General features: G+C 64.8%; 8 protein-coding genes. 4 read left to right on the forward strand and 4 right to left on the reverse strand.

Going from position 1 to position 14,314, the window contains the following annotated elements:
- Positions 1–419: 419 nt before the first annotated feature.
- Entirely contained in the window at positions 420–2,549 is a 2,130-nt protein-coding gene (gene pta, locus EV691_RS08020) for a phosphate acetyltransferase (protein ID WP_131301682.1), read from the reverse strand.
- Between the two features lie 135 nt (positions 2,550–2,684).
- Positions 2,685–3,872, reverse strand: coding sequence for an acetate kinase (locus tag EV691_RS08025; protein WP_131301679.1), 1,188 nt, complete (start codon positions 3,870–3,872; stop codon positions 2,685–2,687).
- 426 nt (positions 3,873–4,298) lie between these two features.
- On the opposite strand from EV691_RS08025, the gene EV691_RS08030 reads away from it, so the two are divergent.
- Positions 4,299–4,826, forward strand: a complete 528-nt coding sequence (locus tag EV691_RS08030; protein ID WP_232487208.1) for a host-nuclease inhibitor Gam family protein — start codon at positions 4,299–4,301, stop codon at positions 4,824–4,826.
- An 83-nt stretch (positions 4,827–4,909) separates the two neighbouring features.
- On the opposite strand, the gene EV691_RS08035 is transcribed toward EV691_RS08030, so the two are convergent.
- Together EV691_RS08035 and EV691_RS08040 are read right to left on the reverse strand one after the other, a co-directional pair.
- A complete protein-coding gene (locus tag EV691_RS08035) occupies positions 4,910–6,505 on the reverse strand; it encodes a tetratricopeptide repeat protein (protein WP_242672649.1) in 1,596 nt (531 codons plus the stop codon).
- Between the two features lie 1,676 nt (positions 6,506–8,181).
- Entirely contained in the window at positions 8,182–8,577 is a 396-nt protein-coding gene (locus EV691_RS08040; RefSeq protein ID WP_131301676.1) for a hypothetical protein, read from the reverse strand.
- A 560-nt stretch (positions 8,578–9,137) separates the two neighbouring features.
- Between EV691_RS08040 and EV691_RS08045 the strand changes: the two genes are divergently transcribed.
- Genes EV691_RS08045 through EV691_RS08055 form a run of 3 tightly spaced genes read left to right on the forward strand, consistent with a single transcriptional unit; the run spans position 9,138 to position 14,163 of the window.
- Positions 9,138–11,291 (forward strand): hydantoinase/oxoprolinase family protein, encoded by a 2,154-nt coding sequence (locus tag EV691_RS08045; RefSeq protein ID WP_131301673.1) that lies wholly within the window; start codon positions 9,138–9,140, stop codon positions 11,289–11,291.
- Positions 11,292–11,327: 36 nt separating this feature from the next.
- Positions 11,328–13,646 carry a hydantoinase B/oxoprolinase family protein gene (locus tag EV691_RS08050; RefSeq protein ID WP_131301670.1) on the forward strand — a complete coding sequence of 773 codons (2,319 nt, stop codon included), beginning with the start codon at positions 11,328–11,330 and terminating at the stop codon, positions 13,644–13,646.
- A gap of 10 nt (positions 13,647–13,656) precedes the next feature.
- Positions 13,657–14,163 carry an acetone carboxylase subunit gamma gene (locus EV691_RS08055; protein ID WP_089167870.1) on the forward strand — a complete coding sequence of 169 codons (507 nt, stop codon included), beginning with the start codon at positions 13,657–13,659 and terminating at the stop codon, positions 14,161–14,163.
- Positions 14,164–14,314: the final 151 nt, after the last annotated feature.

Consider the following 14,314-nt stretch of genomic DNA (forward strand, 5'->3'; position numbering starts at 1 on the left):
CACATCCCTGTTGTACATCTTCTTCCAGCGGCACCTGCGAACCTGGCTGTGCTGCTTCTTCCTCCGCTGCTATTCGCCTCGCTCCTGACAGCCAGTCTCTATTGTGCGAGTAGGGGATGAGATCAGGCAGTTCTTGTAGCACCGTGTTGCACCGATGCCATCTGCTCTGCAGGGCCAGTACTACATTTTTGCTGCACGGAATTTATCTTGTTGTAATCGATTGTTTTAAAAGGGATTTTTAGATCGATGCTGCCGATCCATAATCGGTGCCACGCAGAAGCGGCGAGTCCGTTCCGTTCGAGCCGCATACTGGCTATGAAGAGGGCCGCTACCCGGTCAGAAGCATAAGCCCCGCAGAGCCTGCATCCGACCAGATAGCGCTGGTAGGCTGATCCTCGAGCCTGTTTTCCCGCCGCCTGTCAGGCCTCGATCACCTGGCCCTGTTCCGGTGCCTTCTGCTTGGCGATGCTGGTGGCCTGAAGTGCAGTGAGGGCGATGGTGAAGACGATATCGTCCACCAGCGCGCCGCGCGACAGGTCGTTCACCGGTTTGGCCAGCCCCTGCAGCATCGGGCCGACGCTGATGCAGTTGGCATTGCGTTGCACCGCCTTGTAGGTGGTGTTGCCGGTGTTCAGGTCGGGGAACACGAACACGGTGGCTTGGCCGGCGACCGGGCTGTTCGGTGCCTTCTGCTTGCCGACGCTGGCCACGGAAGCGGCGTCGTACTGCAGCGGGCCGTCGATCGGCAGGCCGGGGGCGCGCTCCTGGGCGATGCGGGTGGCTTCGCGGACCTTGTCCACCTCGGCGCCGCTGCCGGAGTCGCCGGTGGAGTAGCTGATCATCGCCACGCGCGGATGCACGCCGAGGGCTACGGCGGACTCGGCGCTCTGCAGGGCGATTTCGGCCAGCTCGCTGGCGCTCGGGTTGGGATTCACCGCGCAGTCGCCGTAGACCAGCACCTGATCCGGCAGCAGCATGAAGAACACCGAGGACACCAGATTGTAGCCCGGGGCGGTCTTGATCAGCTGCAGGGCCGGGCGGATGGTGTTGGCGGTGGTGTGCACGGCGCCGGAAACCAGGCCGTCCACTTCGTCCAGCGCTAGCATCATGGTGCCGAGCACCACGGTGTCCCTGAGCTGCTCGTCGGCCATCTCGGGGGTGAGGCCCTTGCTTTTGCGCATCTGCACCATCGGGGCGATGTACTGCGCACGGATGCTGTCCGGATCGAGGATCTCCAGGCCAGCCGGCAGGATGATGTCCTGCTCGCGGGCCACGGCCTGGACTTCCTCCGGGCGGGCCAGCAGCACGCAGCGGGCGATACCGCGCTCTTGGCAGATGGCGGCGGCGCGGATGGTGCGCGGCTCGTTGCCTTCCGGCAGGACGATGCGCTTGTTGGCTTCCTGGGCGCGCTTGACCAGTTGGTAGCGGAACGCCGGTGGCGACAGTTGCTGCTCGCGCGGCACGCTGAGGCGGGAGTGCAGGTATTCCGGATGCAGGTGCCCGGCGATGAAGTCGGTGACGCGCTTGGCGCGTTCGATGTCGTCCGCCGGGGTTTCCTTGTTCAGGGCGAACAGGCTGGTGGCGGTGTCATAGGAGCCGGTGGTCACGCTCATCACCGGCAGGCCGCCGTCCAGGGCCGCCTTGCACAGTTCCATGATGCGCGGGTCCGGTGTGAAGTCGCTGCACAGCAGCAGGCCGGCCAGCTTCACGCCGTTGAGCGAGGCCAGGCTGGTGGCAAGGATGACATCGTCGCGATCGCCCGGGGTCACCACCAGCACGCCCGGCTGCAGCAGCGGCACGGTGCTGGGCACGGCGCGGGCGCACAGGACGATCTTGCTCACCCGGCGCTGGTCGGCTTCGCCGGCGCTGAGCACCTGGGCGCCGATCAGTTCGGCTACGTCGCGGGTGCGCAGGGCATTCAGCTCTTCGGCGAAGGGAATGGCGCCGAGCAGCTGGAAGCTGGCGCTGCCGAGCAGCGGCAGGTGTTCCTTGAGGCGCTCGATGAAAGCCGGGACGCCGTCCTCGCTGTCGATCTTGTTGATGATCGCGCCGAGTATTTTCGGGTTCCTGGCGCCGCCGAACAGCTGGGCCTGGATCTCGATGCGTTCGGCCAGCTGCTTGAGGCTGTCGCCGCCCTGGACGGCGATCAGGATCACTTCGGCGCCCAGGCTCTTGCTCAGCAGGGGGTTGAGGTGCGCGGAGTAGTCGCTGTCGCGGGTCGGCAGCATGCCCTCGACGATCACCACATCCTTGCCGGCGGCGGCCTGCTGGTAGCGGCTGACCACGTCCTCCAGCAGCAGGTCGATTTCGCCGTTGGCCAGCTGGCGCTCCACCTGATCCAGCAGTATCGGTTCGGGCGCACTCCGGCCCAGGGTGCGCTCGACCAGCAGGCAGGAGCGCTCACGGCCCTGGTCGACGGGGAGGGGCTGGGCGATCGGTTTGAAGAAGCCGACCTTCAGGCCGGCCTGCTCGAGAGTGCGGATCAGGCCGAGGCTGATGGAGTTGAGGCCGACGGCGTAACCGGTGGGGGCGAGAAACAGAGTGTGCATGGGGTCTCTCAATGGAGCAGGGTGCTCAGTCTGTGGAAAGCATGGTGCCGGGGGAGGTCAGGATGACGAAACCCGACGCCATAATGGTCGTCGGGTTTCGTTGCATCGCTGCTTCCCGTCTGCGCGGGTGTTCGATCAGGCGTCGAGCAGGGCGAGGGTGTCCAGGGCGATCTGGCGCTCCTCGTTGGTCGGCACCACCAGAATGCGCGGGCTGCCGGCCGCCTGGATCTCGCCACCGACGCCGCGGGTGCAGCGGGCGTTGGCTTCGGCGTCGAGCTGGAAGCCGAACAGCTTCATATGCTCCAGGGTGCGCTCGCGCACGGCAGCGGAGTTTTCGCCTATGCCACCGGTGAAGATCAGGCCGTCCAGCTTGGGCAGGGCGCAGCCCATGCCGGCCAGCGACTTGGCCAGGCGGTAGCAGAACACCTCGAAGGCCAGGGTGGCGCCCGGGTGGCCGGCCATGTGCGCTTCATACAGGGTGCGCATGTCATTGGACAGGCCGGACAAACCCTTCAGGCCGCTATCGTGGTTGAGCGTGCGGTCGATCTGCTCGATGCTCCAGCCCAGGGTGCGCGCCAGGTGGCTGTGCAGGTTGGGGTCAACGTCACCGCTGCGGGTGCCCATCGCCAGGCCTTCCAGTGGGGTCAGGCCCATGCTGGTGTCGCGGCTCTCGCCGTTGACGATGGCGCAGGTGGAGCAGCCGTTGCCCAGGTGGGCGCTCAGCCAGCTGCTGTTCTCGACCGGCACGCCGACCATTTCCGCGGCGCGCTTGCTCACGTAGCGGTGGCTGGTGCCGTGGAAGCCGTAGCGGCGCACGCCATGCTCGGTGTAAAGGAACTCCGGCACGGCGTAGCGGTAGGCGTGGGGTGGCATGCTCTGGTGAAAGGCGGTGTCGAACACGCTGACCTGCGGCAGGCTGGGGAACAGCTCCATCGCGGCCTCGATGCCGACCAGGTGCGCCGGGTTGTGCAACGGTGCCAGGTGGGCGTTGGCGCGGATGCCTTCGAGCACGTCGGCGTCGACCAGATGGGACGCGGTGAAGTGCTCGCCGCCATGCACGACGCGGTGGCCGATGCCGTCGAGATGGCCTCCGGCCGCTTCCTGGGCCAGGGGCAGGATCTTCGACAGCACGGACTGATGGCTGGTGCCAGGCAGGCTCAGACTTTCCTTAGTATCGCCAAATTGCCAGTGGAGGACCGCTTCCGGGCTGCCGAGGCGTTCGGCCAAACCCTGCAGGGGGAAGGTTGTTTGTGCTTCGTTGACCAGAGCGAACTTGATCGACGAGCTACCACAGTTGATCACCAGAATATTGCGGGCGGACATTGAGACTCCTGAAACTTGTCGTGATATGGCCACTACGCTCAATGGCCACACAATTTTTGTAATTGGATTGGTATCCGGCGTTCTTGTGGAACATGGACGAATCAGGGTTTGGCTATCGTGCCACGCAAGGTGAGGGCCCGCCGTTCTGCTTTAGTCGAATCGGTACCTTGGGAACCCTGGGGCCGGCGGGTTGTATGCGCTTGCAGTGGCTTGTCCGACCGGTCGGTGCGCGGTTCGGTGCGAGGGCCGGAACGCGACGGCAGCCCTGCCGCGGGGTTTGACGCGGCCGGATTCATGAAACAAGCTGAAATTTGTCCGGATCCGCCAGATGCTTGCTCAGGAGGGCTGCGTCGTTGGCCAGGGCGCAATGCTTGAAGCCGATCTGGCTTGGGTTCCGCTGAAGTGCGGGAAACAGGAGGAGCGATCATGACAAGGGCTACTCATGTGAAGGCCAATGCGGCCCGGTTTCCGGTTCCGCAAAGCCGCGATGAAGTGAACGAGGCGATTGCCAGGATCGGTCTGCTCCAGCGCGAGCGTGAACGGATTCAGGCCGACATGAACGATGAGCTGGCGAAGGTAAGGCTGCGCTTCGAAGAGCTGGCCACGCCGCTCAACGAGCAGATCACGGGGTTGACCCAAGGGGTGCATACTTGGTGCGAGGCGCATCGCCTGGAGCTGACCAGGAGCGGCAAGACCAAGTTCTATGATTTCGCCGCAGGTGAAATCAAGTGGCGCCTGCGTCCGCCACGGGTGTCCCTGCAATCGGCCGAAAACGTCCTGGAAACCCTCAAGCGACTGGGGCTGACGCGTTTCATCCGCGTCAAGGAGCAGCTGAACAAGGAGGCCATGCTCGCGGAGCCGGAGGTGGTTTCCGGCGTGGCCGGGGTGAAGATCGAGCAGAGCGAGGACTTCGTCATCGTGCCCTTCGGGTCCAATCTCGAGGAGGTCGCCTGAGCGGGCCGCGCGGCTCCCGCAGCCGATGATGAGCCCATCCGCTGGGAGGGTTGTCGGCGCGCTCCGTCCGGGTTGCGGGCGGCTCAGCGCGCGGCTTCTGCCAACTGCATGTCGGCGCCTGCCCAGACCTTGCGGAAGCGCTCCAGCACGGCGTCGGCCTCCGCTGTGCGGTCCTGGGCCTGCAGGGCCAGGGCCAGCCCGTGCAGCGACCAACCGTTCTCCGGGAAGCGCTTGAGGTCCTCGCGAAAGGCCTGCTCGGCTTCCTCGCTGCGTTCCGCCGCCAGCAGCACCAGACCGAGTTCCTCACGTACCGGCACCGTCCATTCCGGGGGCTCGCCGTAGACCAGCCGGTCCTCCAGATGAGCCGCTTCGCGCAAATGGCCGATCGCGCGCGGGAAATCCGCCTTCCTGGCGGCGATCTGGCCGGCCAGCACTTCCGCGGCGATTTTCAGTATGGCGCCCGAGGTGTTGAACTCCAGGCGCAGTGCGTCCATCTGCGGGTCCTGCGTGGTGGCGCGCAGCGGCGCCAGGTCCGCCTCGGCACCCGGCAGATCGCCGCGTGCCGCCAGCGCCCGGCCGTGGGCGTAGTGCCAGAGGGCGCGGGCGTGGGGCAGGTCCTGCGACGGAGCCGGCGCCTTGAGGATCTCGTCCCAGCGGCCGAAGCGCACCAGCATCTGCAGCTGGCGGGTCTGGTGCTGCTGCAGGAAGGTCATCCCGGGCTCCCGCAGCATCGGTTGCGGAACCAGTTCGGCCATCTTCCGTGTGGCGGCCAGCGCCTGACCGCTGCGGCCGATCATGCTCGCGGCGAAGGCCAGGAAGTCGTAGTTGTGCGGGTAGTAGCCGGCGAGGTAGACGCCGAACGCCGGATTCTGGTCGCGGATGAAGGTTTCGTCGGCATGCACCGCGTGCTCGTTGGCCTTGATGGCATCCTCGTAGCGTCCGACGCGGACGTAGATGTGCCCGGGCATGTGCACCAGATGGCCGGCGCCGGGCATCAGGCCGGCGAGCCGTTCCGCGCACGGAACCGCTCGCTCCGGCCGGGTCGCCTCGACGGCATGGATGAAGAAGTGGCACGCGCCCGGATGATTGGGGTTCGCCGCGATCACCCGCTCCAGCTGGGCGAGCATCTCGGGAGTATCCGGCCGCGGCTGGCCGTCCTGGCTCCAGTACTGCCACGGGCTCAGGTCCATGAGGGACTCCGCAAAGAGGGTTGCCGCCTCCTGATCCTCCGGGTACTCGCGGACGACCTCGCGCATCGCACGGGCATAGGCCGCATCCAGGGCGCTTCGCTCGGCGGGCGGGGGGACTGCATAGCGCGTCGCGAGAGCCCGGATCAGCGCCTGCTCCCTCGGACTCGCCTTCCGTTCGAGCGCCTTCTGGATTGCGGCATGCGCGGCGGCCCCGGCGCTGGCGTCCATCGGCGCGTTGATGTTGGGGCCGTAGGCCAGGGCAATTCCCCAGTAGCACATGGCGCAGTCCGGATCGAGCCGGACGGCCTCCTCGAAGGCGCGGATCGCTTCCTGATGGTTGAACGCGTAGTAGAGCCGCAACCCCTGGTCGAAATAGCGCTGTGCCTGCGGCACGCTGGTGCTGATGGCGTAGTGATGAGTACCCAGGTTGTCGTACAGCGGGACCGCAGGGCGCTCGGCCTGTGCCTGGGCCGCGGAGCCGGCGCTCAAGGCCAGCGCCGCGCCCAGCGCAGCAAGGAGGCACCGGCCCGGGGCACTAGGCGGCCGGCAGCGGGGGAGGCGGGGCAGGGCAAGAAGCCGGGTGATCCAGGTGCTCACGGTATCGCTCCCTTCCAGGCCGGTTCGCAACGGCCTCGTGCGACAGGGCAGGAGCCGGCGATTCTCGGATTGCCTGGTTGATGGGTGGATTGTCGGAGGATTGTTTTTCGATATTCCGTTCGAGGCATCAGGAAGGAAAATATAGCGCATGGGCAAGGGTATATTGGATTTCCGTTCAATCGAGATTCTCGGGATGGTACTTGTCTTGCGCACTTGTATTTCTATCCTGACGGGCTCGGTTGAGTTCATTGTCAGGCGAGTGCTGGGCCTAGGCTGCTTCCCCCGATCAATCTTCATTGGGAATAAAGTTCGATGGCGCTGACTACCCGAAAACAGCTGTCTGCCGGTTTCCAGTATCTCTGCCTTTCCCTAACGAGCGCGGGACGCGCAGGCTGTTGTGTTTGTTTTATGGCCGTCTGTTCGGCTGAGTTGGCCAGGTTGCCGCCTGGCGTTAACCGATCACGAGTTATGGTCGGATTTGTGCAGTAGCGATATCCGCTGTGCTCAATTTCCGTGTCCAAGTCCGGTAGCGCCTCACTGGCGCGTTGTCCGAGAGCATGATTGTTTGATGCTGCAGGAAAGTTGTCGCTGGCAGGCGTTGTCCGATGCGCCGGATTTCTTGCCCATGGCATCGCAGTGCGGATATCAGTTGCGCTGGCGAACTTGAGCGAAATTGTCAGGGAATACTGCTACAGGCACGCAGCATGAAAGCCAACGAAATCATGGCAATCCGAATCGGGCCTGCGATCCGGCGCTATTTCTTTGGCCGGCCGCAGAGGCCCTCGATGACTTGGGAGGCCGACGCGGAGCCGCCCCAACAGCATTGCCGGCCCTGCTGAGTCTGGCTTGTCTGCGCGTCCCGGCTGTACCCCCTAGCATGCTGTATCACAGTAAATTACTTATCCAACTATAAATTGACTGCAATATAGCCTTGACTTATTAAAACACGACTATATGCCCGTTCGTCGGTGATGGGAAACTTTGATGGCTGCCTTCCTTTCAAAACTATCGATACAGGCAGAACAAGTTATCCGCTCAATCGGTAGGCATGAAGGGCTCGAAGAAAGCGGAAATAGACACAGGCAGTCAGGCTTTAGCAATTGTGTTGACTGTCGGGGGTGTTATTTTTTGTCATTGAGGGCTGAGTGGAAATATGAATAAGCCCAAGGTTGGTGCGAGTATTGGGAGGGCAGGCGGGAAGGATATTTATGGTCGTCTTTTTTGTGCTGAAAACTTGATAAAACGAAAAGATGACTATACTGAAGTCGCGCAGTGTGCTTGAGACTTCATCAGGCACAGGGAAAATCAAGAAGCGCAGAAGGTTGGTAGGGGTTGCATATAGGTTGCATATAAGCAACTGCGCAATGACCGTCGACGAGACATGCCGCAAGACAAGAACGGTAAAGCCACGTGGCGGTTCACAACCACGATTTCCATAGAGGAAATCGAAATGAGGGCGGCTAGGCAGTGCAAGGGCAGCCAACGTGTCAGGGAGATTATTGAGCAAAGGAAAAGGCAAAGCGAATCAACTCGAGCCCATGAGCCAGCGCCAAAACAACCGAACGAAGTTATGTGAGGACTTCATCATGGCCACTGAAAAACAACCAGGTCAGCAAGGTCAGCAAGGTCAGCAAGGCAAGCAAGGAGGAAGCGAGCCGCAACAGGGCCAGAATGCCGGCCAGCGTGCAGGCAGCCAAGGCGCCGGGCAGACCGGCCAGCAGGACAGCGGCCAGCAAGGCCGTCAAGGCGGTCAGGGTCAGCAAGGAGAGCAACGTGGGCAGCAGGGCCAGCAAGGCCAGCAAGGCCATCAAGGTGGTCAACAGGGCGGCCAGCAAGGCGGTCAACAAGGCCAGCAAGGCAGCCAGCAAGGCCATCAGGGTGGTCAACCAGGGCAACAGCGCAGCAACCTGAGCGAGGAAGAGCAGCGCAAAGCGGACCAGGCTCGGCGGGACCAGGAACAACAAGGCCGCAACCCGTCCAAGCCATGAGCCCAGGCCTGGACCACGAGACCTGCTGGAACGATCCGGTCAGCCAGTAATCTTCTGGCAAGCGACAGGATCAACGGATGGCCCCGGGAGCGACTTGGGGCCATCTCCCCTCGAAGGCATCAAAGCCCCGCATAGGGGATGAATTCAACCCCGCTCGCCGCAAGCGAACACAGCGCTGTCTGCGCTGGCTTCCTGCATTCCCTCTCGATTCTCTGCCTCTTTTCGCACCTGTCCGGCCAGGCTTCGGTCCGCTGCGTTCAGCAGATTGCCTGCAAGGCCGGCAGCGCTGAAAACGGCGTCCGAAATTCATACGCCCGCGGGCTACGCCATTCGGCTATCGGACGCCTCCAGGCGTCCCGATAGGCGCAGCTACGAAAATAATTTATTTCGTATCAATTGCTTACGATGTTATTTCGGGCCTGGCCCAGGCTTTGCTCCGTTGCCTGGCGAGCCGCGACTGCTGCCCTTTTGGCAGGCAAGGACGCGCGGTCTCGACAGGTTGTACCGCGACAATTCGAACAACAACGGAGAACCCCATGGACATGCAACGCTCGAAAGTCCAGGTGATGGGCATCGATGCCGGCGGCACGATGACCGACACCTTCTTCGTCCGCGAGGACGGCAACTTCGTGGTCGGCAAGGCGCAGAGCAATCCGGCCGACGAATCCCTGGCCATCTACAACTCATCCCTCGACGCGCTGTCCGCCTGGCAGCTGGGCGTCGACGACGTCTACCCGGAACTGGTGACCTGCGTGTATTCCGGCACCGCCATGCTCAACCGGGTGGTGCAGCGCAAGGGGCTGGACGTCGGCCTGATGGTCAACAAGGGTTTCGAACAGACCCACTCGATGGGCCGCGCCATCCAGAGCTACCTGGGTTACGCGCTGGAGGAGCGGCTGCACCTCAACACCCACCGTTACGATGCGCCGCTGGTGCCCTACTCGCGGACCCGCGGGGTCACCGAGCGCACCGACGTGCAGGGCCGGATCGTCATCCCGCTGCGCGAGGAGGAGGTGCGCCAGGCCACCCGCGAGCTGGTCGAGGCCGGCGCCCAGGCGATCGTCATCGTGCTGCTGCAGTCGCACAAGAACCCCGCCAGCGAGAAGCGCGCCCGCGACGTGTGCCGCGAGGAGCTCAAGCGGCTCGGCGCGGACCTGCCGGTGTTCGCCTCGGTCGACTACTACCCCTCGCGCAAGGAGAGCCACCGCACCAACACCACGATCCTCGAGGCCTACGCCGCCGAGCCGTCGCGCCAGACCCTGCAGAAGGTCAGCGAGCGGTTCAAGAAGCACGGCGCCAAGTTCGACCTGCGGGTGATGGCCACCCACGGCGGGACCATCTCCTGGAAGGCCAAGGAGCTGGCGCGGACCATCGTCTCCGGGCCGATCGGCGGGGTGATCGGCTCCAGGCTGCTCGGCGAGGCGCTGGGCTACGAGAACATCGCCTGCTCGGACATCGGCGGCACCTCCTTCGACATGGCGCTGATCACCAAGGGCAACTTCGCCATCGCCTCCGACCCGGACATGGCCCGCCTGGTGCTGTCCCTGCCGCTGGTGGCGATGGACTCGGTGGGCGCCGGCGCCGGCAGCTTCGTGCGCCTCGATCCCTACAGCGGCTCGCTCAAGCTGGGCCCGGACAGCGCCGGCTACCGGGTCGGCACCTGCTGGCCGGAGAGCGGTCTGGACACCGTGTCGGTGACCGACTGCCACGTGGTGCTCGGCTATCTCAACCCGGCCAACTTCCTCGGCGGCGCCATCAAGCTCGACGTGGAGCGCGCCCGCCAGCACATCCAGGCGCAGATCGCCGGGCCGCTCGGGCTGTCGGTCGAGGAGGCCGCCGCCGGGGTCATCGAGCTGCTCGACCTGTCGCTGCACGAATACCTGCGCGCCAACATCAGCGCCAAGGGCTACAACCCCACCGACTTCGTCTGCTTCTCCTACGGCGGCGCCGGTCCGGTACACACCTACGGCTACACCGAGGGCCTCGGCTTCAAGGACGTGGTGGTGCCGGCCTGGGCGGCGGGCTTCTCGGCCTTCGGCTGCGCCTGCGCCGACTTCGAGTACCGCTACGACAAGAGCGTCGACATCGCCCTGCCGCCGGACAGCGGCGAAGCCGCCTGCGCCGAGGCCTGCGCGGTGATCCAGGCGGCCTGGGACGAACTGGCGGCCAAGGTCATCGAGGAGTTCGTGATCAACGGCTTCAAGGCCGAGGATGTGACCCTGCTGCCCGGCTATCGGATGCAGTACATGGGCCAGCTCAACGACCTGGAGATCACCTCGCCGATCGCCTCGGCCGCCGGCGCGGCCGACTGGCAGCAGATCACCGAGGCCTTCGAGGACACCTATGCGCGGGTCTACGCCAGCTCGGCGCGCTCCCCGGAACTGGGCTTCTCGGTCACCGGGGCGATCATGCGCGGCCTGGTCGCCACCCAGAAGCCGGTGCTGCCCGAAGATCCCGAGGCCGGCCCGCAGCCGCAGCCGGCCGCGCACCTCGGCAAGCGGCCGTTCTACCGGCACAAGCGCTGGGTCGACGCCGACATCTGGCAGATGGAAGCCCTGCAGCCGGGCAACCACATCGTCGGGCCGGCGGTGATCGAGTCCGACTCCACCACCTTCGTGGTGCCCGACGGCTTCGAGACCTACCTGGACAAGCACCGCCTGTTCCACCTCAAGGAATGCGCCCGCGGCTGAACCCGGACCGGAACAACAACAAGAGAGACCTTCACCATGAATATGCTGGCCAAGAACGCCCCCGGCGCGCTGCTGGGCAACGGCAAGACCCTGCAGGCCTTTCGCAGCGAAGTGATCCAACGCACCAGGGAAAGCGGCTTCTACAACGGGCTGAGCAGCCTGCCGTTCCGCGAGAGTGACCCGATCGGCTACGAGAAGCTGTTCTCGAAGATCCGCGGCGGCCTGGTGCACGCCCGCGAGACCGCCAAGAAGATCGCCGCCAGTCCCATCGTCGAGCAGGAGGGCGAACTCTGCTTCACCCTCTACAACGCGGTGGGCGACTGCATCCTCACCTCCACCGGGATCATCATCCACGTCGGCACCATGGGCGCGGCGATCAAGTACATGATCGAGAACGACTGGGAGAGCAATCCCGGTATCGCCCCCGGCGACATGTTCACCAACAATGACTGCTCGATCGGCAACGTGCACCCCTGCGACATCGCCACCATCGTGCCGATCTTCGCCCACGGCAAGCTGATCGGCTGGGTCGGCGGCGTCACCCACGTCATCGACACCGGCGCGGTGACCCCGGGCTCGATGTCCACCGGGCAGGTGCAGCGCTTCGGCGACGGCTACCAGGTCACCTGCCGCAAGACCGGGGTCAACGACCAGCCGCTGCGCGACTGGCTGCACGAGTCGCAGCGCTCGGTGCGCACGCCCAAGTACTGGATCCTCGACGAGCGCACCCGCATCGCCGGCTGCCACATGATCCGCGGCATGGTCGAGGAGATCATCGCCGCCGAGGGCCTGGAGGCCTACGAGCGCTTCGCCTTCGAGGTGATCGAGGAGGGCCGCCGCGGGCTGCAGTCGCGGATCAAGGCGATGACCCTGCCGGGCACCTACCGCAAGGTGGCCTTCGTCGACGTGCCGTTCAAGCACGAGGACGTGCAGACCTCCTCGGCCTTCGCCAAGGTCGACACCATCATGCACTCGCCGGTGGAGATCACCATCCGCCCGGACGCCAGCTGGCGGCTGGACTTCGAGGGTTCCAGCCGCTGGGGCTGGCACACCTTCAACGCCCACCACGTGGCCTTCACCAGCGGCATCTGGGTGATGATGACCCAGACCCTGGTGCCGACCCAGCGGATCAACGACGGCGCCTGCTTCGGCACCGAGTTCCACCTGCCCAAGGGCGCCTGGTGCAACCCGGACGACCGCCGCACCGGCCACGCCTACGCCTGGCACTTCCTGGTCTCCGGCTGGAGCGCCCTGTGGCGCGGCCTCGGCCAGGCCTACTACAGCCGCGGCTACCTGGAGGAGGTCAACTCCGGCAACGCCAACACCTCCAACTGGCTGCAGGGCGGCGGCATCAACCAGGACGGCGAGGTGCACGCGGTGAACAGCTTTGAGGCCTCGTCCTGCGGCACCGGCGCCATGGCGTTCCGCGACGGCCTCAACCATGCCGCGGCGATCTGGAACCCGGAAGGCGACATGGGCGACATCGAGATCTGGGAGATGGCCGAGCCGCTGCTGTACCTGGGCCGCAACGTCAAGTGCAACTCCGGCGGCTACGGTAAGTACCGTGGCGGCTGCGGCTTCGAGACCCTGCGCATGGTGTGGAACGCCCAGGACTGGACCATGTTCTTCATGGGCAACGGCTACATGAACTCCGACTGGGGCCTGATGGGCGGCTACCCGGCCGCCACCGGCTACCGTTTCGAGGCGCATGGCACGGGCCTCAAGGAGCGTATCGAACAGGGCCTGCCGCTGCCCTTGGGCGGCGACCGCGATCCTTCCGCGCCGGCCTATGAGCAGCACATCGCGGCGAGTGCCAGGGTCAAGCGCGACAAGCAGTGCATGACCACCGAGGACTGCTACGAGAACCACGACCTCTACCTCAACTACCTGCGCGGCGGCCCGGGCTTCGGCGATCCGCTGGAGCGCGAGATCGGGGCCATCGAAGACGACCTGAACCAGAGCTTCGTCCTGCCGGCCTACGCCGAGAAGGTCTACGGCGCGGTTATCGCCCAGGACGCCAAGGGCCACTGGGCGGTGGATGCGGTGGCCACCGAGGATCGCCGCCGGCAGATCCGCGCCGAGCGCCTGCAGCGCTCGCAGCCGACCCGCGAGTGGATGCGCGAGGAGCGCGAGCGGATCGTCACCAAGCACGCCTCGGCGCCGGTGCAGCAGATGTTCGCCAGCAGTTTCTCCCTGTCGGAGAAGTTCCTCGCCGAATTCAAGGCGTTCTGGGGCCTGCCGGCCGACTGGACGCTGACCGAGGAAGAACTCGACCAGCCGACCTATGGCTCCAGGTACCGCATGGACCTGTCCCTGCTGCCGGACGTCCACACCGTGGTTCAAGTCGAAGAATGAGGAGCGCGAGATGAGCACCTATACCAAGGAACAAGTGAAGAACCTGGTGGACGGCCGCCTGGACTGGGACACCACCACCCGCATGCTGACCATGCCCAAGGACCGCGAACGCTTCGAGCTGTACCTGAGCGTGCTGCAGGAGCGCGTCGCCTGGCCGGACCGCATCGTCCTGCCGCTGGGCCCGGCGCTGTACATCGTGCAGTCGGCGACCAGCAAGCGCTGGATGACCAAGTGCCGCTGCGGCCACGAGTTCTGCGACTACCGGGAGAACTGGAAGCTCTTCGCCAACATCCACGTGCGCGACACCCCGGAGAGCATGCAGGAGGTCTATCCGGCGCTGCTCGCCCCGGATACCCAGTGGCAGGTCTACCGCGAGTACTACTGCCCGCACTGCGCCACCCAGCTCGACGTCGAGGCGCCGACCCCCTGGTATCCGGTGATCCACGACTTCGAGCCGGACATCGACACCTTCTACCGCGACTGGCTGGAGCTGCCGCTGCCCGAGCGCGCCGATTGATCGTGTGAAACCGCTGTCTGCTATCAAAAAGGTGAACAAAGGTGTTCACACCTTTGTTCCTGCCCTGACGCGCCTTGTTGGCCGCATTCATGACTGACAGGCGTCACTTTCCCGACTACGGCGGGGACCCTCCCCGCCGCAGCGCCGCCGT

It is taken from the genome of Azotobacter chroococcum, assembly GCF_004339665.1.
Taxonomy (GTDB): Bacteria; Pseudomonadota; Gammaproteobacteria; order Pseudomonadales; family Pseudomonadaceae; genus Azotobacter; species Azotobacter chroococcum.